A 23,259-nucleotide genomic window follows, 5' to 3' on the forward strand; every position below is an offset into this window, starting at 1 on the left:
AGAAATGGGACAAAAAGCACATCCAATAGGAAACAGGTTAGGGATCATCAAAGGTTGGGATTCTAACTGGTTCGGTGGCAACAACTATGCTGATAAATTAGTTGAGGACGAAAAAATAAGAAAATACCTTTCTGCACGTATCGCAAAAGGCGGTGTAGCTAAAGTGGTAATCGAGCGTACGTTAAAACGTATCACGGTAACTATCCACACAGCTCGTCCGGGTATTGTGATCGGTAAAGCAGGAGCTGAGGTGGATAAGATCAAAGAAGAGTTGAAGAAATTGACTAAAAAGGAAATTCAAATCAACATTTTTGAGATCAAACGTCCTGAGCTTGATGCACAATTAGTTGCAGAAGGTGTTGCAAAACAATTAGAAGCAAGGATCTCATTCCGTAGAGCAATGAAATCTACTATCGCATCAACAATGCGTATGGGTGCTGAAGGTATCAAAATTATGACCTCTGGTCGTTTAGGTGGTGCTGAGATGGCTCGTAGCGAACAGTATAAAGAAGGAAGAATTCCTTTGCATACTTTCCGTGCTGACATTGACTATGCTTTAGCAGAAGCTTTAACTACTTATGGTAAAATAGGTGTTAAAGTATGGATCTGTAAAGGTGAAGTTTACGGTAAACGTGATCTTTCTCCTAACATCGGTGCAGTGAGCAATGCTCCTGGTAAAGGTGGCAGACCAGAAGGTGCTTTCGGTGGTGGAAGAGACAGAGATAACCGTGGCGGTGGCGACAGAAGAAACGACAATAAAGGTCGTGGCGGAAGAGGTCCAGGTCAAGGCGGTCCTGGTGCAGGAAGAGATAATAGAGGCGGAAATACTCCTAACAGAGGTCCTCGTAAATAATTAGTTAACAGATCGTTTAACGATAATATTAGAATAAGATGTTACAGCCAAAAAGAACGAAGTTCAGAAAGATGCAAAAAGGCAGAATGAAAGGTTTAGCAACTCGTGGTGCTGAATTATCATTCGGATCCTTCGGGATCAAGTCTTTAGAGTCGACTTGGATCACAAGTCGTCAGATAGAGGCAGCCCGTATTGCGGTAACTCGTTTCATGAAACGTGAAGGCCAGGTGTGGATTAGAATATTCCCGGACAAACCGGTAACTAAGAAACCAGCTGAGGTACGTATGGGTAAAGGTAAGGGTGCTCCAGAATACTGGGTTGCCGTTGTTAGACCCGGACGTATTATTTTTGAAGCCGAAGGTGTTCCTTTAGAAATTGCTAAAGAAGCAATGAGATTAGCGGCCCAAAAATTGCCGATCCAAACAAAATTTGTAGTACGTAGAGATTACGTAGAAGCATAAAAAAAGCTCTTGGGTTGAATGTTGTAAGTAACTTGTTATTATAACCGCTAGACCCAAGGCATAAAAATTAATAAAATGAAGAACTCAGAAATCACAGGGCTTTCAAAAGAAGAACTAGTAGCCAGGATTGCAGAAGAAACTGAAAACTTAGTAAAGTTACGTTTTGCACATACAATTTCGGCTATAGAGAATCCTACCCGTATCAAAAAGGTAAGAAGGGATATTGCCCGATTAAACACTGAAGTGACTAAGCGTAAAGCTCAGTCTGCTACTGAAACTAAATAACTTTAGAGTCGAAATGGAAAGACAATTAAGAAAAACAAGAACCGGGTTGGTAGTAAGCAACAAAATGGATAAGTCTGTTGTTGTAGCGGTAGAACGTAAAGTGAAACACCCGATCTATGGTAAGTTTGTTAAGAAAACTACCAAATTTATGGCTCATGACGAGAAAAACGATTGCGGTATTGGTGATACAGTACTGATCATGGAGACTCGTCCGCTGAGTAAAAACAAGAACTGGAGATTAGTTGAAATTTTAGAAAGGGCTAAATAACATGGTACAACAGGAATCAAGATTAAACGTAGCCGACAATAGCGGCGCAAAAGAAGTATTGGTTATCCGTGTACTTGGTGGTACCGGAAAAAGATATGCTTCTATTGGTGACAAAATCGTTGTTACCGTTAAAAGTGCATTGCCTTCAGGTAACATTAAAAAAGGAACCGTTTCTAAAGCAGTGGTTGTAAGAACAAGAAAAGAAATCAGACGTAAAGATGGTTCTTACATTCGTTTCGACGACAATGCAGCAGTATTATTAAATGCACAAGATGAGCCGCGTGGTACACGTATTTTCGGCCCGGTAGCAAGAGAACTGCGTGAAAAACAATTCATGAAAATTGTATCATTAGCACCGGAGGTATTATAAAATGAAAAATAAAGTAACTACACCAAAGATAAAAATCCGTAAAGGAGATTTAGTTAAGGTAATCGCTGGCGATTCAAAAGGCCAACAAGGAACAGTACTTTCTGTATTAATTACAAAAAGCAGAATCCTTGTAGAAGGTGTTAACCTTGTATCAAAACATACAAAACCTAATGCTGCTACTCCAAACGGAGGTATCATTAAAAAAGAGGCTGCTCTTCATATTTCTAACGTAGCATTAGTTGATCCTAAAACAGGTGCAACTACTCGCGTTGGCAGAAAGCTTAATGCTGATGGGAAATTAGTTAGGGTTAGTAAAAAATCAGGAGAGGAGATCAAATAATGACTTACGTACCAAGATTAAAAAGTAAATATAAAGAGGAAATTGTAACTGCACTTAAAGATAAGTTCAATTACAAAAGCGTTATGCAGGTTCCTAAGTTAGAGAAAATCTCAATCAACCAGGGTGTTGGTCGTTTCTCTGTAACTGACAAAAAGATTATGGACAGTTCTATTTTAGAAATGAGCACAATCGCAGGTCAGCAGGCAGTTGGAGCGAAATCTAAAAAAGATATCTCAAACTTTAAATTACGTAAAGGTATGCCGGTTGGTGTACGTGTAACTTTGCGCGATAACAACATGTATGAGTTTTTAGATCGTTTAATTTCCGTAGCTTTACCTCGTATCCGTGATTTCAAAGGTATCAATGATAAAGGATTTGATGGAAAAGGTAACTACACATTAGGAGTTACTGAGCAAATCATCTTCCCTGAGATCAACATCGACAAAATCAGCAAGATTTTAGGTATGGATATTACGTTTGTAACCAGCGCTACTACTGATGTTGAAGCATTGGAATTATTAAAACAATTTGGATTACCATTTAAAAACCAAAATAACACAAATTCATAATGGCAAAAGAAGGTGTAAAAGCTCGCGAAATTAAGCGCCAAAAATTGGTGGCTAAATATGCTGATAAACGTGCAGAACTTAAAGCTGCTGGTGATTATGAAGGATTAGATAAGTTACCAAAAAACTCATCTGCAGTACGTTTACACAACCGTTGTAAATTAACTGGACGTCCTCGTGGTTACATGCGTACTTTCGGTATATCAAGGGTATTGTTCCGTGATATGGCTTTAGCAGGTAAAATCCCTGGAGTAAGAAAAGCAAGCTGGTAAAACAGCTTTCTTTATGCTAAGGGATTTTCCCAAGGCAGAGAACAACAAATATTAACCGATGGCAGGTCGTCCCGAATACGATAGGAAGGAAACCACCGTCACAACTATATAAAAATGAATACAGATCCAATAGCAGATTATCTTACAAGAGTAAGAAATGCCATCAAGGCAAATCACAGAATTGTAGAAATTCCTGCATCAAACCTTAAAAAAGAGATCACTAAAGTTCTTTTTGACAAAGGTTACATTGCTAATTACAAGTTTGAGGACACTACGGCTCAAGGAACGATCAAAATCGCTTTGAAATACAATGCGATCACTAAGATCCCTGCAATCCGTACATTGACCCGTATCAGCAAACCAGGTTTAAGGCAATATGCCGGCGTAGAAAATATGCCAAGAGTATTAAACGGTTTAGGTATCGCCATCTTGTCTACATCTAAAGGTGTAATGACAGATAAAGAAGCAGCCAAACTGAACATTGGTGGCGAGGTTTTGTGTCACGTTTATTAATTAAAGGAGGATAGCAAAATGTCAAGAATAGGAAAAGCCCCAATTAATGTACCTGCAGGTGTAACGATTACAGTAGCTAAAGATAACGTAGTAACTGTGAAAGGACCTAAAGGAGAATTGACTCAAGCAGTTGATTCTGATATCACTGTAAGTCAGGAAGACGGAGTACTAACTGTAACCCGTCCCTCAGAGCAGAAAAGACACAAAGCTTTGCACGGTTTATACCGTTCATTGTTAAACAATATGGTTATTGGTGTAACAGAAGGATACAAAATTTCTCAGGAATTAGTAGGTGTTGGTTACCGTGCTACAAACACAGGAAACACATTAGACTTAGTTCTGGGTTATTCTCACCACTATGTATTCCAATTGCCGGAAGAAATTAAAGTAACAACAACATCTGAAAAAGGTCAGACTCCTAAAATCATTTTAGAAAGTATTGACAAACAATTGATCGGACAAGTAGCAGCGAAAATCCGTTCGTTACGTGCTCCTGAGCCATATAAAGGTAAAGGTATCAAGTTTGTAGGTGAAGTGTTAAGAAGAAAAGCAGGTAAATCAGCTTCTAAAAAATAATCAAAATGGCAGGAAAAAAATTATCTCGTAGAGATCGTATAAAAAAAGGAATCAGAAAAAGATTAACAGGTTCTGAAAGCCGTCCACGTCTATCGGTATATAGAAGCAATAAAGGAATTTATGCTCAAATCATTAACGACGTAACCGGTAATACAATTGTATCAGCTTCGTCTTTATCAAAAGACTTTTCTGGAACTGGAAACAAATCTGAGCAATCAGTAGCAGTGGGTAAGCTGGTAGCTGAAAAAGCACTTGCAGCTGGTGTTAAAGAAGTAGTTTTCGATAGAAATGGCTATTTGTACCATGGACGTGTTAAATCGTTGGCAGAAGGTGCTCGCGAAGCTGGTTTAGTATTTTAATCTGAAAATAGGATAAGAATGTCAACTATCAATATAAAAAGAGTTAAGACTAGCGAGATCGAATTAAAAGATCGTTTAGTTAGCATACAACGTGTTGCCAAAGTAACTAAAGGTGGACGTACTTTCAGCTTCTCAGCCATCGTGGTTGTTGGAGATGAAAACGGAATCGTAGGTTACGGTTTAGGTAAAGCAAAAGAGGTAACTGAAGCAATCGCTAAAGGTATCGATGATGCTAAAAAGAACTTGGTAAAAGTTCCTCTGTTAAACGGTACTGTTCCTCATGAGCAAATCGGTAAATTCTCTGGTGGTTTTGTATTAATCAAACCAGCAGCAGTAGGTACAGGTGTTATCGCTGGTGGTGCAATGCGTGCAGTATTAGAGAGTGCAGGAGTACATAACGTACTTGCAAAGTCTAAAGGTTCATCAAATCCTCACAACGTGGTAAAAGCAACTGTTGATGCTTTAACTAAAATGCGCGATGCTTATACTGTCGCTCAGCAACGTGGTGTCGATTTAAATAAAGTTTTTAACGGATAATATTATGGCTAAGATCAAAATAACCCAGGTAAAAAGCATTATCGATAGAAGCGAACGCCAAAAAAGAACGATGAAAGCATTAGGTTTAACTAAAATGAACCAAAGTGTTGAAGTGGAAGCTAACGCTGCCATCATCGGAATGGTGAGAAAAGTGAATCACTTAGTTGCTATAGAGAGTATATAAATTTTTAAAGGTTGTAAATGTGGTTTATATAATTACATTTGCAACCTTTAAATATGTTTAACCGTTGCCCTGATTAGTGAAAGCGAAGGGCAGCACAAGTTTCAAAAAATGAACTTAAGTAATCTTAAACCTGCAGCAGGTTCAACAAAAAACAACAAGAGAATTGGTCGTGGTACCGGTTCCGGACGCGGTGGAACATCTACACGTGGACACAAAGGTGCTGGATCACGTTCAGGTCACAAAACTAAAATCGGTTTTGAGGGTGGACAAATGCCATTGCAACGTCGTGTACCTAAGGTAGGTTTCAAACCTATTAACCGCGTTGAATATGTAAGCGTTAACTTAGACGTATTACAAGGATTAGCAGAGAAATTTAGCTTAACTACAATTGATTTTGCTACATTGCAGGATCATGGTTTAGCTCATAAAAATGACCTTGTTAAAATTCTTGGTCGTGGTGAAGTTAAAACTAAGTTAGAAGTTAAAGCACATGCTTTTTCTGCAACCGCACAAAAAGCTATTGAGGCTGTTGGAGGCTCAATCGAAAAATTGTAATTAATGAAGAAGCTGTTTACTACTTTAAGTAATATTTGGAAAATTCAAGAATTGAAAGAGCGTATAGTATTTACGCTCATGATTCTTTTGGTTTATAGGTTTGTATCTCACGTGGTTCTTCCAGGTGTCGATGCAACTCTTTTAGGCAATAATGAGAAGTCTGGACTTTTGGGTCTCTTGGATATGTTTGCCGGAGGTTCGTTTTCACGGGTATCTATCCTTGCCTTGGGTGTTATGCCTTATATTTCTGCCTCAATTGTAGTTCAGCTATTAGGTATTGCTGTTCCTTCCTTCCAGAAAATGCAAAAGGAGGGTGAAAGTGGCAGGAAGAAACTAAATCAAATTACGCGTTACCTGACGGTAGCCATTACAGCTGTTCAGGCTGTAGGTTACGTTAAAACACAGGTTCCAGCAGAAGCAATCGTTATTGATCATGCTTTGTTTTATGTAATGGCAACATTCGTGTTGGCAGCAGGAACATTGTTTGTGATGTGGTTAGGTGAGAAAATCACCGATAAAGGTATTGGAAATGGTATTTCACTGATCATCATGGTTGGTATTATCGCCAGATTGCCAATCGCTTTATACCAGGAGATTACTTCAAGATTTGTTGGCGCAGGCTTAATAGCCCTTGTCGTGGAAATTGTTGCCTTATTTGCAGTAGTGATGTTTACCATCATGATTGTTCAGGGTGTACGTAAAGTACCTGTTCAATATGCGAAAAGGATTGTTGGTAACAGACAGTTTGGTGGAGTAAGACAGTACATCCCTTTAAAGGTGAATGCTGCCGGTGTAATGCCGATCATCTTTGCTCAGGCATTGATGTTTATTCCAGGGTTTATTCCTCAGTTCTTTCCTTCCCTGCAAAATACCTGGTTGGTTCAGTTCAGTGACTATACTTCATTAGCGTATAGCTTAACATTTGGCTTTTTAATCATTGCATTTACATTCTTTTATACTGCAATTACGGTTAACCCTACTCAGATGTCGGACGACATGAAGAAGAATGGTGGTTTCATTCCTGGTATCAAACCGGGTCTTGCTACCTCAAGCTTCATAGATGATGTAATTTCGAAGATCACCTTCCCAGGTGCTGTCTTCCTTGCCATCATTGCGATCCTTCCTTCTATAGCGGTTAAATTCGGTATCAAGTCGGAATTTGCCCATTTCTATGGCGGAACTTCCTTATTGATCCTGGTAGGTGTAGTATTGGATACTTTGCAACAAATCGAAAGTTATTTGTTAATGCGTCATTATGATGGTTTAATGAAAACAGGCAGGGTTACCGGCCGCACAGGAATTCCTGCTGCAGCAAGCGGTAGCAATGCAGTGATCTAATATATTGCATGTCTAAGATCTATTACAAATCTCCGGAGGAGATCGAGTTAATCAGAGAGAGTTCTTTACTCGTATCTAAAACCTTAGCTGAAGTAGCTAAAGTAATTGGTCCGGGCATCACGACAAAAAAACTGAATGACCTGGCTGAAACGTTTATTAAAGACCACGGAGCAATCCCTGCTTTTTTAAACTATAACGGCTTCCCGTATTCACTGTGTATTTCGCCTAATGAGCAGGTTGTTCATGGCTTTCCCGGTGAGTATGTGATACAGGACGGAGATCTGATCTCTGTAGACTGTGGGGTCATTCTAAACAAGTTCTTCGGTGACTCTGCCTATACGTTCTCCATTGGAGAGATATCTGCGGAGAAACAGAAACTGGTTGACGTGACGAAAGAGTGCTTGAGGCTTGCGATTGAGAAGGCCGTTGTAGGTTCAAGGATCGGAGACGTAGGCTATGCTGTACAGGCGCATGCGGAGGCGAATGGATTTGGTGTGGTGAAAGAATTAGTGGGTCACGGAGTCGGAGTCCAGTTACATGAAAAACCTGAGGTGCCAAATTATGGTAAACGCGGGAGTGGAATCAAACTGGAGGAAGGAATGGTGATCGCTATTGAGCCAATGATCAATGCAGGTACAGCTGGTGTAAAGTTCTGGTCTGACGGCTGGACAGTAACCAGTAAGGACAATAGGCCATCTGCTCATTTTGAGCATACAGTGGCAGTTAAAAAGGGGAATGCAGACGTTTTATCGACCTTTTCAGTAATTGAAGAAGTTTTAAATAAAAAAAAGTAAATAATTAAATTTTTTTATTTAATTTTGCAACCCTGTTTAGTAACAGCTAATTAAGTAAAAATCAATATTATATGGCTAAACAAGCCTCAATTGAGCAAGACGGTGTAATAAGGGAAGCATTATCCAATGCCATGTTCCGGGTGGAACTAGAGAATGGTCATGAGATAATAGCTCACATTTCAGGAAAGATGAGGATGCACTACATCAAGATTCTTCCTGGAGACAAAGTCAAATTAGAGATGTCGCCTTACGATTTATCAAAGGGCAGGATTACTTATAGATATAAATAAAATGAAAGTTAGGTCATCAATTAAAAAACGTAGCGCTGATTGCAAGATTATTCGTCGTAAAGGTAAACTTTTCGTGATTAACAAGAAAAATCCAAAATACAAGCAACGTCAAGGTTAAGAAATTATTGAATTTGATGTAGATTGAATGTACAAGATACTCAATCTCGTTCATTCAGTTAATCAAACATTAGTACAAATATGGCAAGGATATCAGGTATTGATTTACCAAGAAACAAAAGAGGCGAAATTGGTCTTACTTACATCTTCGGAGTAGGAAGATCAACTGCTCAACGTATTTTAACGGAAGCAGGTATCGATTTTAACAAGAAAGTACAGGACTGGTCTGATGATGAGTTATCAGCGATCCGTACCATCATCAACGACGGCGTAAAAGTAGAAGGTGCTTTACGTTCAGAAGTTCAGTTGAACATTAAACGTTTAATGGATATCGGTTGTTACCGTGGATTACGTCACAGAAAAGGTTTGCCGGTACGTGGACAACGTACTAAAAACAACTCTCGTACACGTAAAGGCAAGAGAAAAACAGTTGCTAACAAGAAAAAAGCTACTAAATAAAATTAGTACTGAATAAGAATTATGGCTAAGAGTAAAAAAGTTACCAAAAAGCGTATTGTTGTTATCGAGCCTGTTGGTCAGGCGCACATCAATGCTACTTTTAACAATATCATTGTTACTTTAACAAATAACAACGGTCAAACTATTTCATGGTCTTCTGCAGGTAAAATGGGATTCAAGGGTTCTAAAAAGAACACTCCTTATGCAGCAGGTCAGGCTGCATCAGATTGCGGTAAAGTAGCATTTGATTTAGGTCTGCGTAAAGTAGAAGTTTTTGTTAAAGGTCCAGGTTCAGGTCGTGAGTCTGCAATTAGAACATTGCAAATCTCTGGTATCGAAGTAACCTCTATCAAAGATATCACCCCGCTTCCGCACAACGGATGTCGTCCTCCTAAGAAGAGAAGAGTTTAATAATTAACTTTTAAAGCTAAGAGTCTGCAGTTTAAGGCTGTACGATACTTTAAAACAAAAAGCAATGGCAAGATATACAGGACCAAAGTCCAAAATAGCCCGTAAATTCAGAGAGCCAATTTTCGGCCCTGATAAGGTTTTAGATAGAAAAAATTATCCTCCTGGACAGCACGGTGCTTCCAAAAGAAGAGGAAAACAATCCGAGTACGCAGTACAGTTAATGGAAAAACAGAAAGTTAAATATACTTATGGTGTATTAGAACGTCAGTTCCGTAATTTGTTCACAAAAGCATCTTCACGTGAAGGTATCACTGGTGACAACTTATTGCAATTATTAGAAGCTCGTTTAGATAACACAGTATACAGATTAGGTATCGCTACAACACGTTCAGCTGCCCGTCAGTTAGTTAGCCATAAACACGTAACAGTTAACGGTGAAGTAGTAAATATCCCTTCATATCAATTAAAAGCTGGTGATGTTGTTGCAGTTCGCGAAAAGTCTAAGACTTTAGAAGCGATTACAAATTCAGTAGCAGGCAGAGTAATCAATAAATTCAATTGGTTAGACTGGAATGCAAGTGAATTGACAGGTAAGTTCTTAACTTATCCTAACCGTGACGAGATCCCAGAAAATATCAAAGAGAACCTTATAGTAGAGTTATACTCTAAGTAATATATTTAGTGAATTGCCTTTTTGGGCAATTCACTTTATTTCATTACATAATTTTAATAACGATCTAAAAACATTATAAATGGCAATTTTAGCATTTCAGAAACCCGATAAGGTAATCATGCAGAAATCAACAGATTTCGATGGTATATTTGAATTTCGTCCTTTAGAGCCCGGTTTCGGTGTAACAATTGGTAACGCCCTAAGAAGAATTTTACTTTCTTCATTAGAAGGTTATGCCATTACAAGTATTCGTTTTTCTGGCGTATCTCACGAGTTTTCTACAATGAAAGGTGTTGTAGAAGATTTGACGGAAATCATCCTTAACTTAAAACAAGTACGTTTTAAAAAAGTTGGTGATTCTGGTGATTCTGAAAAAGTTTTCATTTTAGTAAACGGTCAAGATCAGTTTACTGCTGGAGATATTACAAAATTCTCTAACAACTTCGAGGTTCTTAACCCTGATTTCGTTATTTGTAACATGGAAAAAACAGTGACTTTAGAGGTAGAATTAACTATCAATAAAGGTCGCGGTTATGTTCCGGCTGAAGAAAATAAAATTAATGATGCTGTAGTTGGTGTGATCGCAATCGATTCGATCTTTACACCAATGAAAAATGTAAAATACTCGATTGAAAATTATCGTGTTGAACAAAAGACAGATTATGAAAAATTAATATTAGATATCTCTACTGATGGTTCAATCCATCCTGAAGAAGCACTAAAAGAAGCTGCGAAGATCTTAATCCAGCACTTTATGTTGTTCTCTGATGAGAATTTAGTATTGGAATCTCAAGCTAAAGAAGAAACTAAAGAAGTAGACGAGGAAATCTTGCATATGCGTAAGATCCTTAAAACTGAATTGGTTGATTTAGATCTTTCTGTACGTGCATTAAACTGCTTAAAAGCAGCTGATATCCGTACTTTAGCTGACTTGGTTTCTTATGATGTTGCTGACATGTTAAAATTCAGAAACTTCGGTAAAAAATCATTGACAGAGATCCAGGAATTGGTGAAATCTAAAAGCTTATCTTTCGGTATGAACTTATCGAAATTTAAATTAGACGAAGAGTAACCAACCAAACATTAAATAACAATATTGTTAATAGTGTATAATTCCCTCAGATAAACATCAAAGAGACGGTATACACTGAATAAAATCAAAAATGAGACACGGTAAAAAAGTAAACCACTTAGGAAGAACAGATTCACATCGTAAGGCGATGTTGGCTAACATGGCTTCATCGTTAATTAAACACAAAAGAATTTCAACTACTTTAGCTAAAGCAAAAGCTTTGCGTATGTATGTTGAGCCTCTTTTAACAAAATCTAAAACTGATACTACTCACTCTCGTCGTATCGTTTTCGGTTACTTACAAGATAAAGAAACTGTTACTGAATTGTTCCGCGACATCGCAGCTAAAATTGCTAACCGTCCGGGTGGTTACACAAGGATCATTAAATTAAACAACCGTCTTGGTGATAACGCGGAGATGGCTTTAATTGAATTGGTTGATTACAATGAAGTTTACGGTAAAGAAGCTGAATCTGCTGAGAAGAAAACTACACGTCGTGGTAGAACCAAAGCTAAAAAAGCTGATGCACCTAAAGCTGAGAAAGCTGAAGTTGTTGCAGAAGAGGCTCCGGCTACTGAAGAAGCAGCACCAGAAGCACCTGCAGCTGAAGCAAAATCTGAAGATAAAGGCGAATAATTTATTCCCTCATCAACATAAGGAAACCCTGTTCGATTCGGACAGGGTTTTTTGCGTATAGCCCGGTTTGCCTGTTCGGCTTATAAACTCATTTCCAACTGTGTGGTCTTCGGTTGGGCATAATATTCACTATGGATGTTCCAGCGTTTTCCATCATGCTTCAACAGTGTGAAATGATCCGCTAGGAATTCTTCCCTGAACCGTCTGTTTTGATACTGTTCCATGATTTGTGGATAGGCTTCTTTCGCATCTCTGTAAGCGATGGTGAGGTGCGGATGGAATGGATTTTTGGAGCCTTCGGCATAAGGTTTTAAGGCTGCTTTAAGGTTTTTATACAGTGTGGAAATTCCGGTGTTTTTTAAGACTTTGATAAAAACAGTATGTTCCGGAAAACCATCAAAGTCTTCCAGTTTCTGGGCAAAAGGATCAAAGTGACAAACCGATTTCAACTTTTGCACCAGTTGTTGTTCCATCGCTGGTTTCAATTTAAAAGGGGCCGCAAGGGTGATGTGTACCGGTGGTTTCAATGCACTGTAAACCCCATGTTCCAGAGAAACTTCTTTTCTGATGTCATCGATCCTTTCCCTCAGTCCGCCTGGAGGAAGGATGCCTACCATATATAAATCTTCCATAATGCTAATTTACTAAAAATATTAGTATTTATACAGCCTCTTTATTTTTCTGTCTGAAGCAGAGGTTTAGATTTCCTTTTCAAAAGGTTACCTTTGTGGCGTAATCCAAATTCATGTCCAATCAACTCCATCTACAGCAATTTCAACAACAGATTGCTGAAAGTATTTCATCAAATACATTTCTGAAAGTTTCTCTTGGTAATTATCAGGGAAATGAAAAAGAACTGAAAAATGTCTATGCCCGAAAAGTAAAGATCAAAAGAGCAGATATGCTTTCTTTTACTTACCGTTATCAAACCAGGGACATCATCAAGAATTTCCCTATTCCCGAAGGAATTAATTTGATCGGAAATTTCATCAGCAATGATTTCAAAGTCTGTACTTTATTTACGACCGGAAAAGAAGTGATTCTGGAGCATGGTAAAAAACAACTGATCTCTGTAAGGGAAAAAGAAGTGACGGCAGTGCTGACGCCGACACTGACACATAACAAAGAAAAGAAGCGATTGATTCAGCCTAGCGGAAAGACCTATTTACAGGAGCTGAAGATCAGCGACGCGGAAGGGAATGTATTCAAAAATGCGCAGGATAAATACCGTCAGATTAATCAATATGTAGAGATCCTGAGTTCATTGATTAAAGAATTGCCGGCCGGTAAAATCAACAATGTAGTAGACATGGGCTCGGGTAAAGGATACCTCACCTTTGCACTGTATGATTACCTGCACAATGTTTTAAAACTGGATACTAGAGTTACAGGAGTGGAGTACCGGGAAGACCTCGTGACTTTGTGTAATGGGATTGCCGGAAGTTCCGGATTTGACAAGCTTAATTTTGTGCCGGGAACGATAGAGAACTATCCGGTCAAATCTATCGACCTGTTGATTGCGCTTCATGCCTGCGATACGGCTACGGATGATGCGATTTATAAGGGGATCATGGCAAATGCCGGATTGATTGTGGTGGCACCTTGCTGCCATAAGCAGATCAGGAGGGAAATGGAAAAAAACAAAGCAAAAAATGAGCTTGCCTTTTTAACCAAATACGGAATTTTCATGGAACGTCAGGCGGAAATGGTGACAGATGGCATCAGGGCTTTGATCCTGGAATACTGTGGCTATAAAACCAAGGTCTTTGAATTCATTTCTGATGCCCATACCCCAAAAAATGTGCTGGTTGTAGGGATCAAAACCTCTGGTCCGGGACAGGCCAGCAAAGCACAGGAAGAAAAAAGAGCGGAGATCAAACAGAAGATCGCCGAATCAAAAGCTTATTTCGGAATTGGCTACCATCATTTGGAACGAATTCTGGGCCTGGATAAACAAGTTTAAGTAAAATTCTGTCATCCTGTCACATTTTTGTAACAGGTTTCGGACATAAAATTCTTTAATGATTAGATATCCGGAAGATTTTCTGCCAAAACTCAATTGGCACATTGCTTGTTAAACAGATGTAAATAAAAAGATTTCATAACATAAACAGAGATAAATAGCATGTCAAAAATTATTGGTATAGACTTAGGAACAACAAACTCTTGCGTAGCCGTAATGGAAGGTAACGAACCTGTAGTTATAGCCAACAGTGAGGGTAAACGTACTACGCCATCCATTGTTGCTTTTGCAGAAAATGGAGAACGTAAAGTAGGTGAGCCGGCAAAACGCCAGGCGATTACTAACCCAACAAAAACAATTTCTTCGATCAAACGCTTTATGGGCAGCAGCTTTGCTGAGGTATCTAAAGAAGCTGGTCGTGTACCTTATAAAGTAGTTAAAGGCGACAACAATACACCACGTGTAGAAATTGACGACCGTAAATATACGCCACAAGAGCTTTCTGCAATGATCTTGCAGAAAATGAAAAAAACAGCTGAAGACTTTTTGGGTCATGAGGTAACTGAAGCAGTTATTACTGTTCCTGCTTACTTTAACGATGCACAACGTCAGGCAACTAAAGAAGCTGGTGAAATCGCTGGTTTAACAGTGAAACGTATCATCAACGAGCCAACTGCAGCTGCTTTAGCTTACGGTTTGGATAAAGCACATAAAGACATGAAAATTGTTGTGTTTGACTGTGGTGGTGGTACTCATGACGTTTCCGTATTAGAATTAGGTGACGGTGTATTTGAAGTAAAATCTACTGATGGTGATACACACCTTGGTGGTGATGACTTTGACCATATCATTATCGAATGGTTAGCAGATGAATTCAAAAACGAATATGGCATGGACCTTAACAAAGATCCAATGGCATTACAACGTTTGAAAGAAGCTGCTGAGAAAGCTAAAATTGAGCTTTCAAGCACTACTTCTACAGAGATCAACCTTCCTTACATCACTGCTGATGCAACAGGACCTAAACACTTGGTTAGAACTTTAAGCCGTGCTAAATTTGAGCAATTGGCTGCTGATCTGATCAAACGTACAATTGATCCTTGTAAATCAGCATTGAAAAATGCAGGTTTAAAAACCAGCGATATCGATGAAATTATCTTAGTTGGTGGTTCAACACGTATCCCTGCAATCCAGGATGCTGTTAAAGCTTTCTTCGGTAAAGAGCCTTCTAAAGGTGTTAACCCTGATGAGGTTGTAGCTATCGGTGCTGCAATTCAAGGTGGTGTATTAACAGGTGAAGTTAAAGATGTATTGTTATTAGATGTTACTCCTCTTTCTTTAGGTATCGAGACTATGGGTGGTGTAATGACAAAACTAATTGAATCAAACACTACTATCCCTTCTAAAAAAGCAGAAACTTTCTCTACAGCAGCTGACAACCAGCCTTCAGTAGAAATCCACATCTTACAGGGAGAGCGTCCTATGGCAGCTCAAAACCGTACGATCGGTCGTTTCATCTTAGATGGTATTCCACCAGCTCCACGTGGAGTTCCTCAGGTAGAAGTAGCATTTGATATTGATGCAAACGGTATCTTACATGTAAGTGCTAAAGATAAAGCTACTGGTAAAGAGCAAAAAATCCGTATTGAGGCTTCTTCAGGCTTAACTGACGAAGAGATCAAAAGGATGAAAGAAGAAGCAGAGCAAAATGCTGACGCGGATAAAGCAGCTAAAGAAGAAGCTGAAAAAATCAACGGCGCTGATGCTTTAATCTTCTCTACTGAGAAACAATTGAAAGAATTTGGCGAGAAAATCTCAGCAGATAAAAAAGCACCTATCGAAGAAGGTTTGAAAAAACTGAAAGATGCACATGCTGCTAGAAACTTTGCTGATATCGATGCTGCTCAGGAAGAATTACAGAATGCATGGAATGCAGCTTCTGAAGAGATGTACAAAGCAGGACAAGACGGTGCACAACCGGAAGGCGCTGCTGGTGCTCAACAAGATGCTCAGCCTGCAGGTGGTGACGACGTTACCGATGTAGATTTTGAAGAAGTAAAAGACGATAAAAAATAGTCGTTCATACGATAAAATAAAAAGGGGTTCATCATCGATGAGCCCCTTTTTTATGTTTGCTGTAAAACAAAAACGGGGATTCACATTTGCGAATCCCCGTTTTTGTTAAACTGGTGTTGAGGTTAGTTCCAAAGGTTATCTGGGTAAGCACCGTCTTTGATCAGCTGATCAATACTTGCTTTAACAATTGGTTTATCTTCTTTATAAGTTACGCCGAACCACTGACTGTCAGTAGGTACTACTTTGAAATCTGCTTTTCTTGATTTTACCAGGTATTCTGCTACCAATGGAATGAAAAACTCTGCTTTAGGGTTTTCTTTGTTCTGTACAGCGAAATCTCTGAACAACTCTTCCGTGATTTGGAAAACAGCAGGTGTAAAGCCCCAGAAATTCATCGATACACGCGTATCTACTGCTAATGGGTATTGTTTGTCGTCCTCTTCGAAAACAATCGCGTCACCGTCTCTTAAAACCTTTGTACGCTCATTGATATCTTCCAGTATACCATTCTCGTTTACTTTGCAAACACCTCTTGATACCGAACCATAGTCTGACAAGGTTTTGCCAATCTCATATCCGATCATCGAATAATTGCTGTCGCTCACTTCAGTAGTCAGGAATTTTACCATTTTCTGGTAAGCATCCAATCCGTAGAAATCATCTGCATTGATCACGCAGAAAGGCTCATTGATGGCCGTTCTTCCAGAAAGGATGGCATGAGCAGTACCCCATGGTTTTGCTCTTTCAATATCGATATCCACACCGAATTGTTTGATGTCGAAGTTTTGGAACACATAATCAGTTTCGATTTTTCCGTTTAGTTTCGCTTCGAAAATCTCTTTGAAATCTTTTAAAAACTCTTCTTTAATAATAAAGACAACCTTACCGAAGCCGGCTTTAATCGCATCATATATAGAGTAATCAATAATGGTCTCGTTGTTCGGGCCGAATCCGTCAATTTGTTTCATGCTGCCGTAGCGACTTGCCATCCCAGCTGCTAGTATTAATAAGGTTGGTTTCATGGGACTAAAATAATTATTAAGTTTAAATTCAAGGTAATAAATACGGGTTTATTTATAATTTAACCACTAATAGGGAGAGATTCGCTGATTTAAAAACCAAAGATTCCTTTTCCTCCGCTACTGCGCGTTTTTTTGCCGGTTAACATTCCGAACAGCCCACGTACAATTTCCTTGCCAATCTGCCTGGTAATGGTGGCTCCCATGACCTGCTCTATGATGCTTTTACCTTCCTTTTTAGGGGCAATTTCTTCTTCCGGGCTTTCTACGGCCAGTTTGTCGTTAATGCGATTGGTCAGGATTTCATAAGCACTTTCCGGATCGATGCTTTCCTGATACTTTTGGTTCATGGGGCTGGATTGGACTAATTTTCCATAGTCTGAGGCATTCATGGGGCCCATTACTGATTTGGGAGGAGTGAGCATCGTTGCGGTCACCTCCGTTGGAATGCCTTTGTCGTTCAAAACGGTGATGAGGGCCTGCCCGGTTCCCAGTGAAGTAAGTACCTTATCAATTTTATAAAAAGTAGAGGTGGGGTAAGTGTTCACCGTTTTTTTCAACGCATCCGCATCATTGGGGGTAAATACCCTCAATGCATGTTGAATCCGGTTGCCCAATTGGGAGAGTACGCTCTCCGGAACATCTGTGGGCGACTGCGTGCAAAAGAAGACGCCTATGCCCTTAGATCTGATGAGCCGGATGATCGTTTCAATCTGTTCCATAAAAGCCTTGGAAGAGTCTTTAAACAGCAGGTGTGCCTCATCAAAGAAGAAGACCAGTTTGGGTTTGTCAAGATCTCCGACCTCAGGTAAATTATAATACAATTCTGCCAGTAAACTCAACAAATAAGTGGAATATAATTTCGGTTGATTTTGGACATCTGAGATATTTAACAGAGAAATAGTGCCCTTGCCATCTGTTCTTTGAAAAAGGTCTTCAATGTCAAAAGAGCGTTCCCCGAACATCGCACCCAGGCCTTGTTGTTCAATCGTAATGATTTTTCTGAGGATGGTTCCTGAGGTAGCGGGGGAAATCGAACCATAATCACTTTTTATTTCTTCTTTTCCAGGTCCGTCTGAAAGATAGGAAACCAGTTTTTTAAGGTCATTCAGGTCTATTAATGGAAGCTTGCTGTCGTCCGCATATTTAAAGATCACAGACAACACCCCGGTCTGTGTATCATTAAGGTCCAGAATTTTAGCGAGTAGGGTTGGTCCGAATTCCAGAATAGTTGCCCTCATTTGTGCTCCTAATTTCCCGGAAAGGGAATAGGGTTCTATCGGATATCCTGAAGGAGTAAAGGGATTATTCAGTTGCTTTGCCCTCTCCTCAATTTTGGGATTGCTTTCGCCTGCCTGATATAAACCGGAAAGGTCTCCTTTTACATCAAGCATAAACACAGGAACGCCTGCATCGGAGAGTTGTTCGGCAAGTAGTTGCAGGGTTCTGGTTTTCCCTGTACCGGTCGCACCGGCAACAAGCCCATGACGGTTCATCATGTGTAAATAGAGGTTCACTTCTGCTTCTGCCAGAACTTCGCCTTCCAAAATTCCGGCACCCAGATAGATATAGGAACCTTTAGGTTCATACGCTGCCTTAACTTTTTCTATAAATTGTTGGGTTTGATCACTCATAAGGGGGTATAATTTTTCATTGGAAGTATGTTCATTGCTGTTTATAACCGGCATACTAATGATGGTTTCATCAGTAACGCTACTTTTCTAAAAATAGGGAATTAAAAATAAAAGCGTGAATGGCTTTCGCCAGACACGCTTTTATCAATACCTGATCACCGGTTTTTATTTAGAATATTTGAAATCGTGGTCTTTTTTGATGTTCAATAAAGAGTGATAAATTAAGCTGATCACGTTGTCTACATCTTCTTTATGGATCATTTCTACCGTAGTGTGCATATAGCGCAATGGCAGGGAGATCAATGCAGAAGGAACACCACCGTTAGAATAGGCAAAAGCGTCAGTATCTGTACCTGTAGACCTTGACGAAGCCTGACGCTGGAAAGGAATGTCATTCTTCTCTGCCGTTTCAATCAATAATTTATTCAGGTTGGTTTGTACGGCAGGGGCATAAGAAACCACCGGGCCTTTACCACATGCCAGATCACCCTGTGTGATCTTGTTGATCATTGGGGTACTCGTATCGTGAGTCACATCGGTCACAATCGCTACATGAGGTTTAATCCTGTCGGCGATCATTTCTGCACCACGTAAACCGATCTCTTCCTGTACCGAGTTTACAATGTATAATGCGAAAGGAAGTTTTTGTTTGTTTTCTTTAAGTAAACGGGCTACTTCAGCAATCATGAAACCACCGGCTCTGTTGTCTAGTGCACGTCCAACATAATAACGGTCGTTCAGTACCATGAACTCATCTTCATAAGTAATGACACAGCCTACGTGGATACCTAGTTTTTCCACTTCTTCTTTGCTCGTACATCCACAGTCAAGGAAAATGTTTTTTAAGGCAGGCGCTTCTTCTTTTTCACCGCTTCTGGTGTGAATGGCAGGCCATCCGAAAACGGCTTTCACCATCCCTTTATCGGTATGGATATTTACACGTTTTGAAGGGGCGATCTGGTGATCTGAACCACCATTACGGATCACATAAATTAAACCATCAGCAGTAATGTAATTCACAAACCAGGAGATCTCATCGGCATGTGCCTCAATCACGACCCTGTATTCTGCTTTTGGGTTGATGACACCCACTGCGGTACCATAATTATCGATAAAGCTTTCATCGATATAAGGTTTTAAATAGTCCAGCCATAACTTCTGACCAGGGTATTCAAAGCCGGTAGGAGATGGGTTGTTGATATATTCTTCAAAAAATTGGAGTGATTTCTTCGTAACTACAGAAACATGTTTCTGTTTATCGTCTTTCTTTTTTGCCATTATGATGTTTTCTTTAAAACGTGTTTTTAAGCGGATTTATGCTTAAGCTGAACAAATATATAAACTAGGGCTTAACCAACAAGTTAATTGTTGAGTTGTAACTGCATGATGACAAATTCCAATCCAAGTTTACTGAAGCGCTGATCGGTTTCTGAAAATCCGAATTTCAGGTAAAAAGCGGAGGCCGATGTTCTGGCATTACACCAGAGTTTAGTTGCCCCGATATTACTTACATAGGTAATGATGTGTTGGAGCATCAGGCTCCCATATCCTTTTCCCTGTGCAGCAGGAAGGGTTGCAAACTTGCGGAACTGGTAAACGGTACCTTCCTCAAAGACAGAGATGACTGTAACGAGCTGATCCTCGGCGAACAGTCCGAAGTGAATCCCATTGGGATCGTCTTCCAGTTTTATGGTGTCATATGGCTCATCCGGATACATCGCTTCATGTCTGATGCGCCAGGTAAGGTCAGGTCTGATTTGTTCAATCTGTATTTTTTCCATTCGCCAGAGAGATTAGGTTTTCAGTTTTCCGCTATAAAATTTATAGATACAAATATTGAGCAATATTACTGCTGTGGTTCCTATGCAAAATAAGGGCCATTGACCTTTATCCCATAACCATAAACCTAAAGCGGAACCAAAGGACGCGCCGACGAAACTCACCGACATAAATACGGTATTGAGGCGGTTGCGTGCCTCAGGAAGCAAGGCGTAAATCCGTGTTTGGTTGGTCACGTGAATGGCTTGCTGACCGATATCGATCAGAATGATTCCTGCAATAAACAGGTACAGATGGGTTCCGGTAAAGTAAAATGCAGCGATACTCAGCAGCTGTAAGATCAGGCCTGTCAGCAGGTTTCTGCGGGGATTTTTACCACTGCTTAGTTTTCCTACCAATGGCGCAGCCAGGGCTCCGGCAGCTCCGGCGATCCCAAATAAACCGATTTGCAAGGTTTGAAAACTAAAAGGAGGATTGGCCAGGAATAAAACCATGGTGGTCCAGAAGGCACTCAGGATAGAGAAAGCCAGGAAATTGATGATCGAAGCTTCCCGTAATACTGGTTGCGTTTTCACATAATGCCACATTGACGACATCAATTCCTGATAAGTGCCTTTAAAAGAAGGCATACTTAAGGGGAAACGTTTGGCCATCAGGATCAATAACAAAGAACAGATTCCGGCGGCGATAAAATACATCGTTCTCCAGCCCCAGAGAAAGCCGATGCTGCCACTAATCGCCCTTGAGGCAAGAATGCCTACCAGCAGACCGCTCATGATGATGCCAATGGTTTCTCCTCTTTTTTCGTCGGAACTCAGGTTGGCTGCCATAGGCAAAATGAGCTGTGGTACTATAGAACTGGCCCCGATCAATACGCTGGCAATTTGCAGCAGCAGGAAAGAGTGGGAGAGTGCGGCGAGCAATAAAGCCGCTACGGCCACACCGGTAATCATTAAGATCTGCTTACGGCGTTCAAACATATCGCCCAGCGGAACAATTAAAAACAAACCCAGGGCGTAACCGGCCTGGGTAAGGTAGGTGATTTTGCCGGCATGACTTTCGCTGAGCCCGAACTCCTGGGCAACAAGGATCACCAGGGGCTGGCAGTAATAGATATTCGCTACGATAAGGCCTGTGCAAAAGGCCATCAGCAAAACGTCAGTACGACTAAGCTTCATTTATTTTCTATAGTGGGATGTTCCCGTGTTTTCTGCGTGGACGGTTCACAACTTTATTTTCCAGCATCTTAAATGCCTTGATTAATTTAATTCTTGTTTGGCTGGGCTCAATCACTTCATCCACAAAGCCGCGTTCTGCTGCGCGATACGGATTGGCGAAGGTATCAGAGTATAATTTCTCTTTTTCCAGCCATTTTTCTTCCGGGTTTTCGGCAGTGCTGATCTCTTTTTTGAAGATGATTTCGGCAGCCCCCTTAGCACCCATTACTGCAATTTCGGCAGTTGGCCAGGCATAGTTCATATCTGCACCGATGTGTTTAGAGTTCATTACATCGTAAGCACCGCCATATGCTTTGCGGGTGATGACCGTAATGCGTGGCACTGTTGCTTCACTGAAAGCATACAATAGTTTTGCACCATTGTTGATAATGCCATTCCATTCCTGATCCGTCCCTGGAAGGAATCCCGGAACATCCTCAAATACCAATAGTGGAATGTTGAAACAATCGCAGAAGCGAACAAAACGTGCGGCTTTCGTCGAGGCATGGTTGTCCAGTACTCCGGCAAGATAAGCCGGCTGATTGGCCACGATGCCGATGCTTCTGCCCGCCAGTCGTGCAAAGCCGACTACAATATTTTCCGCATATTCACGATGGACTTCCAGAAAGCTATCTGCGTCCATCACCTCAGAAACAATAGTTCTGATGTCGTAAGGCTGATTGTTATTGGCAGGCATCAGGGTATTTAATCCCGGGCGACTTTCCTCTGTGGCAGTGTAAGGTAAAGCTGCTGGCGTTTCCTCACAATTCTGAGGCATGTAACTCAGCAATCTTTTCACATGATTGATGGCATCCAGTTCATTGGCACAGGCAAAATGGGTAACACCAGACTTGGTGGCATGTGTTGATGCGCCACCGAGTTCCTCAGAGGTTACCTCTTCATGGGTTACTGTTTTCACCACGTTCGGTCCTGTTACAAACATATACGAGGTATTTTCCACCATCAATATAAAATCGGTAATCGCAGGAGAGTATACGGCACCACCGGCACAAGGGCCCATAATGGCCGACAACTGAGGAATAACGCCTGAAGCCTGTACATTCCTGTAAAAGATATCCGCGTAACCGCCAAGAGAAACTACACCTTCCTGAATCCTGGCACCGCCACTGTCATTTAATCCAATAACCGGGGCACCATTTTTCATGGCCATATCCATGATTTTACAGATCTTCTCGGCATGGGTTTCTGATAAAGATCCTCCGAAAACAGTAAAGTCCTGTGAAAACACATAGACCAGCCGGCCGTTGATATTCCCATATCCGGTAACCACCCCATCGCCTAAATATTTCTCCCTTTCCATTCCGAAATCGGTACTTCTGTGGGTCACCATCATTCCAATCTCTTCAAAAGTATTTTCATCCATCAGGAAATGAATCCTTTCCCTTGCGGTGAGTTTTCCTTTTTTATGCTGACTTTCAATCCTGACTGCCCCACCACCGGTTTGAGCTTGTTTAACTTTATCCTGAAGTAAATCTATTTTGGTTTTCATTAGAAGTTTTTTTAACGGTTACGAACCGATCATCAGCATTTTTATTGCAGTTTTTAAGCGGTATGCTGATGATGGTTTCATTCGAATATATCTGGTTCAATGTTGATCTGAACATCCGGTTTTTGCAAATT

General features: G+C 40.3%; 32 protein-coding genes. 25 read left to right on the forward strand and 7 right to left on the reverse strand.

The genetic code is table 11. The annotated features are described in order from the left end of the window. The first annotated feature begins 4 nt into the window (after positions 1-4). The 23 genes from rpsC (at position 5) to rplQ (ending at position 11,930) form a co-directional block, all read left to right on the forward strand. The gene (gene rpsC, locus BLQ87_RS27370; protein WP_069379635.1) at positions 5-853 is read left to right on the forward strand and encodes a 30S ribosomal protein S3; all 849 of its coding nucleotides are present in this window, start codon (positions 5-7) and stop codon (positions 851-853) included. A 38-nt stretch (positions 854-891) separates the two neighbouring features. Then, on the forward strand, positions 892-1,314 hold the full coding sequence (gene rplP, locus BLQ87_RS27375) for a 50S ribosomal protein L16 (protein ID WP_008244578.1): 423 nt from the start codon (positions 892-894) through the stop codon (positions 1,312-1,314). Positions 1,315-1,389: 75 nt separating this feature from the next. After that, complete coding sequence (rpmC, locus tag BLQ87_RS27380; RefSeq protein WP_074612109.1) at positions 1,390-1,599, forward strand: 50S ribosomal protein L29; 210 nt, start codon at positions 1,390-1,392, stop codon at positions 1,597-1,599. A gap of 13 nt (positions 1,600-1,612) precedes the next feature. Next, positions 1,613-1,867, forward strand: a complete 255-nt coding sequence (gene rpsQ, locus BLQ87_RS27385) for a 30S ribosomal protein S17 (RefSeq protein WP_037442595.1) — start codon at positions 1,613-1,615, stop codon at positions 1,865-1,867. Between the two features lies 1 nt (position 1,868). Further along, a complete protein-coding gene (gene rplN, locus BLQ87_RS27390; protein ID WP_062550431.1) occupies positions 1,869-2,237 on the forward strand; it encodes a 50S ribosomal protein L14 in 369 nt (122 codons plus the stop codon). 1 nt (position 2,238) lies between these two features. Next, a complete protein-coding gene (gene rplX / locus BLQ87_RS27395; protein WP_074612110.1) occupies positions 2,239-2,577 on the forward strand; it encodes a 50S ribosomal protein L24 in 339 nt (112 codons plus the stop codon). Then, complete coding sequence (rplE, locus tag BLQ87_RS27400; RefSeq protein WP_074612111.1) at positions 2,577-3,146, forward strand: 50S ribosomal protein L5; 570 nt, start codon at positions 2,577-2,579, stop codon at positions 3,144-3,146. The genes rplX and rplE overlap by 1 nt, the downstream gene beginning before the upstream one ends. Then, positions 3,146-3,415 carry a 30S ribosomal protein S14 gene (rpsN, locus tag BLQ87_RS27405; protein ID WP_055130472.1) on the forward strand — a complete coding sequence of 90 codons (270 nt, stop codon included), beginning with the start codon at positions 3,146-3,148 and terminating at the stop codon, positions 3,413-3,415. Before rplE ends, rpsN begins: the two co-directional genes overlap by 1 nt. 114 nt (positions 3,416-3,529) lie before the next feature. Then, positions 3,530-3,928, forward strand: a complete 399-nt coding sequence (gene rpsH / locus BLQ87_RS27410; protein ID WP_069379639.1) for a 30S ribosomal protein S8 — start codon at positions 3,530-3,532, stop codon at positions 3,926-3,928. 18 nt (positions 3,929-3,946) lie between these two features. After that, complete coding sequence (gene rplF / locus BLQ87_RS27415) at positions 3,947-4,504, forward strand: 50S ribosomal protein L6 (RefSeq protein WP_074612112.1); 558 nt, start codon at positions 3,947-3,949, stop codon at positions 4,502-4,504. Between the two features lie 5 nt (positions 4,505-4,509). Then, positions 4,510-4,863: a 50S ribosomal protein L18 gene (gene rplR / locus BLQ87_RS27420; RefSeq protein WP_073232282.1), complete on the forward strand. Its 354-nt coding sequence runs from the start codon at positions 4,510-4,512 to the stop codon at positions 4,861-4,863. Positions 4,864-4,881: 18 nt separating this feature from the next. Next, the gene (gene rpsE / locus BLQ87_RS27425) at positions 4,882-5,400 is read left to right on the forward strand and encodes a 30S ribosomal protein S5 (protein WP_008244566.1); all 519 of its coding nucleotides are present in this window, start codon (positions 4,882-4,884) and stop codon (positions 5,398-5,400) included. A gap of 4 nt (positions 5,401-5,404) precedes the next feature. After that, positions 5,405-5,584, forward strand: a complete 180-nt coding sequence (rpmD, locus tag BLQ87_RS27430; RefSeq protein WP_062550424.1) for a 50S ribosomal protein L30 — start codon at positions 5,405-5,407, stop codon at positions 5,582-5,584. A gap of 108 nt (positions 5,585-5,692) precedes the next feature. Continuing rightward, positions 5,693-6,139, forward strand: a complete 447-nt coding sequence (rplO, locus tag BLQ87_RS27435) for a 50S ribosomal protein L15 (RefSeq protein WP_073232283.1) — start codon at positions 5,693-5,695, stop codon at positions 6,137-6,139. 3 nt (positions 6,140-6,142) lie between these two features. After that, positions 6,143-7,477 (forward strand): preprotein translocase subunit SecY, encoded by a 1,335-nt coding sequence (secY, locus tag BLQ87_RS27440; RefSeq protein ID WP_074612113.1) that lies wholly within the window; start codon positions 6,143-6,145, stop codon positions 7,475-7,477. Positions 7,478-7,485: 8 nt separating this feature from the next. After that, complete coding sequence (gene map / locus BLQ87_RS27445; protein ID WP_074612114.1) at positions 7,486-8,271, forward strand: type I methionyl aminopeptidase; 786 nt, start codon at positions 7,486-7,488, stop codon at positions 8,269-8,271. Between the two features lie 71 nt (positions 8,272-8,342). Beyond that, entirely contained in the window at positions 8,343-8,561 is a 219-nt protein-coding gene (infA, locus tag BLQ87_RS27450) for a translation initiation factor IF-1 (protein WP_008244555.1), read from the forward strand. 1 nt (position 8,562) lies between these two features. After that, on the forward strand, positions 8,563-8,679 hold the full coding sequence (gene rpmJ / locus BLQ87_RS27455) for a 50S ribosomal protein L36 (protein WP_073232286.1): 117 nt from the start codon (positions 8,563-8,565) through the stop codon (positions 8,677-8,679). Positions 8,680-8,759: 80 nt separating this feature from the next. Continuing rightward, a complete protein-coding gene (gene rpsM / locus BLQ87_RS27460; protein ID WP_062550421.1) occupies positions 8,760-9,137 on the forward strand; it encodes a 30S ribosomal protein S13 in 378 nt (125 codons plus the stop codon). A gap of 21 nt (positions 9,138-9,158) precedes the next feature. Next, entirely contained in the window at positions 9,159-9,548 is a 390-nt protein-coding gene (gene rpsK, locus BLQ87_RS27465) for a 30S ribosomal protein S11 (protein ID WP_041878538.1), read from the forward strand. A gap of 64 nt (positions 9,549-9,612) precedes the next feature. Next, positions 9,613-10,221 (forward strand): 30S ribosomal protein S4, encoded by a 609-nt coding sequence (gene rpsD, locus BLQ87_RS27470; protein WP_069379645.1) that lies wholly within the window; start codon positions 9,613-9,615, stop codon positions 10,219-10,221. A gap of 79 nt (positions 10,222-10,300) precedes the next feature. Then, positions 10,301-11,293 (forward strand): DNA-directed RNA polymerase subunit alpha, encoded by a 993-nt coding sequence (locus BLQ87_RS27475; RefSeq protein WP_062550419.1) that lies wholly within the window; start codon positions 10,301-10,303, stop codon positions 11,291-11,293. 91 nt (positions 11,294-11,384) lie between these two features. Next, on the forward strand, positions 11,385-11,930 hold the full coding sequence (rplQ, locus tag BLQ87_RS27480; protein ID WP_074612115.1) for a 50S ribosomal protein L17: 546 nt from the start codon (positions 11,385-11,387) through the stop codon (positions 11,928-11,930). A gap of 80 nt (positions 11,931-12,010) precedes the next feature. Here rplQ and BLQ87_RS27485 read toward each other — a convergent pair whose 3' ends face one another. After that, on the reverse strand, positions 12,011-12,562 hold the full coding sequence (locus tag BLQ87_RS27485; protein ID WP_074612116.1) for a 2'-5' RNA ligase family protein: 552 nt from the start codon (positions 12,560-12,562) through the stop codon (positions 12,011-12,013). Positions 12,563-12,675: 113 nt separating this feature from the next. Between BLQ87_RS27485 and BLQ87_RS27490 the strand changes: the two genes are divergently transcribed. Then, complete coding sequence (locus BLQ87_RS27490; protein ID WP_074612117.1) at positions 12,676-13,893, forward strand: class I SAM-dependent methyltransferase; 1,218 nt, start codon at positions 12,676-12,678, stop codon at positions 13,891-13,893. A gap of 162 nt (positions 13,894-14,055) precedes the next feature. After that, positions 14,056-15,969 (forward strand): molecular chaperone DnaK, encoded by a 1,914-nt coding sequence (dnaK, locus tag BLQ87_RS27495; RefSeq protein WP_074612118.1) that lies wholly within the window; start codon positions 14,056-14,058, stop codon positions 15,967-15,969. Positions 15,970-16,091: 122 nt separating this feature from the next. Here the strand turns inward: dnaK and BLQ87_RS27500 are convergent, their stop codons facing one another. From BLQ87_RS27500 to BLQ87_RS27525, 6 genes are all read right to left on the reverse strand, one after another. Continuing rightward, positions 16,092-16,991 (reverse strand): nucleotidyltransferase family protein, encoded by a 900-nt coding sequence (locus BLQ87_RS27500; protein ID WP_074612119.1) that lies wholly within the window; start codon positions 16,989-16,991, stop codon positions 16,092-16,094. An 89-nt stretch (positions 16,992-17,080) separates the two neighbouring features. Next, positions 17,081-18,622, reverse strand: a complete 1,542-nt coding sequence (locus tag BLQ87_RS27505; protein ID WP_074612213.1) for a helicase HerA-like domain-containing protein — start codon at positions 18,620-18,622, stop codon at positions 17,081-17,083. Between the two features lie 165 nt (positions 18,623-18,787). Continuing rightward, on the reverse strand, positions 18,788-19,900 hold the full coding sequence (locus BLQ87_RS27510) for a M42 family metallopeptidase (RefSeq protein WP_074612120.1): 1,113 nt from the start codon (positions 19,898-19,900) through the stop codon (positions 18,788-18,790). 83 nt (positions 19,901-19,983) lie between these two features. Continuing rightward, entirely contained in the window at positions 19,984-20,403 is a 420-nt protein-coding gene (locus BLQ87_RS27515; RefSeq protein ID WP_074612121.1) for a GNAT family N-acetyltransferase, read from the reverse strand. Between the two features lie 12 nt (positions 20,404-20,415). After that, on the reverse strand, positions 20,416-21,579 hold the full coding sequence (locus BLQ87_RS27520) for an MFS transporter (RefSeq protein ID WP_074612122.1): 1,164 nt from the start codon (positions 21,577-21,579) through the stop codon (positions 20,416-20,418). 7 nt (positions 21,580-21,586) lie between these two features. Next, positions 21,587-23,128, reverse strand: a complete 1,542-nt coding sequence (locus BLQ87_RS27525; RefSeq protein WP_074612123.1) for an acyl-CoA carboxylase subunit beta — start codon at positions 23,126-23,128, stop codon at positions 21,587-21,589. Positions 23,129-23,259: the final 131 nt, after the last annotated feature.

This window comes from Pedobacter steynii (assembly GCF_900103665.1).
Lineage (GTDB): Bacteria > Bacteroidota > Bacteroidia > Sphingobacteriales > Sphingobacteriaceae > Pedobacter > Pedobacter steynii.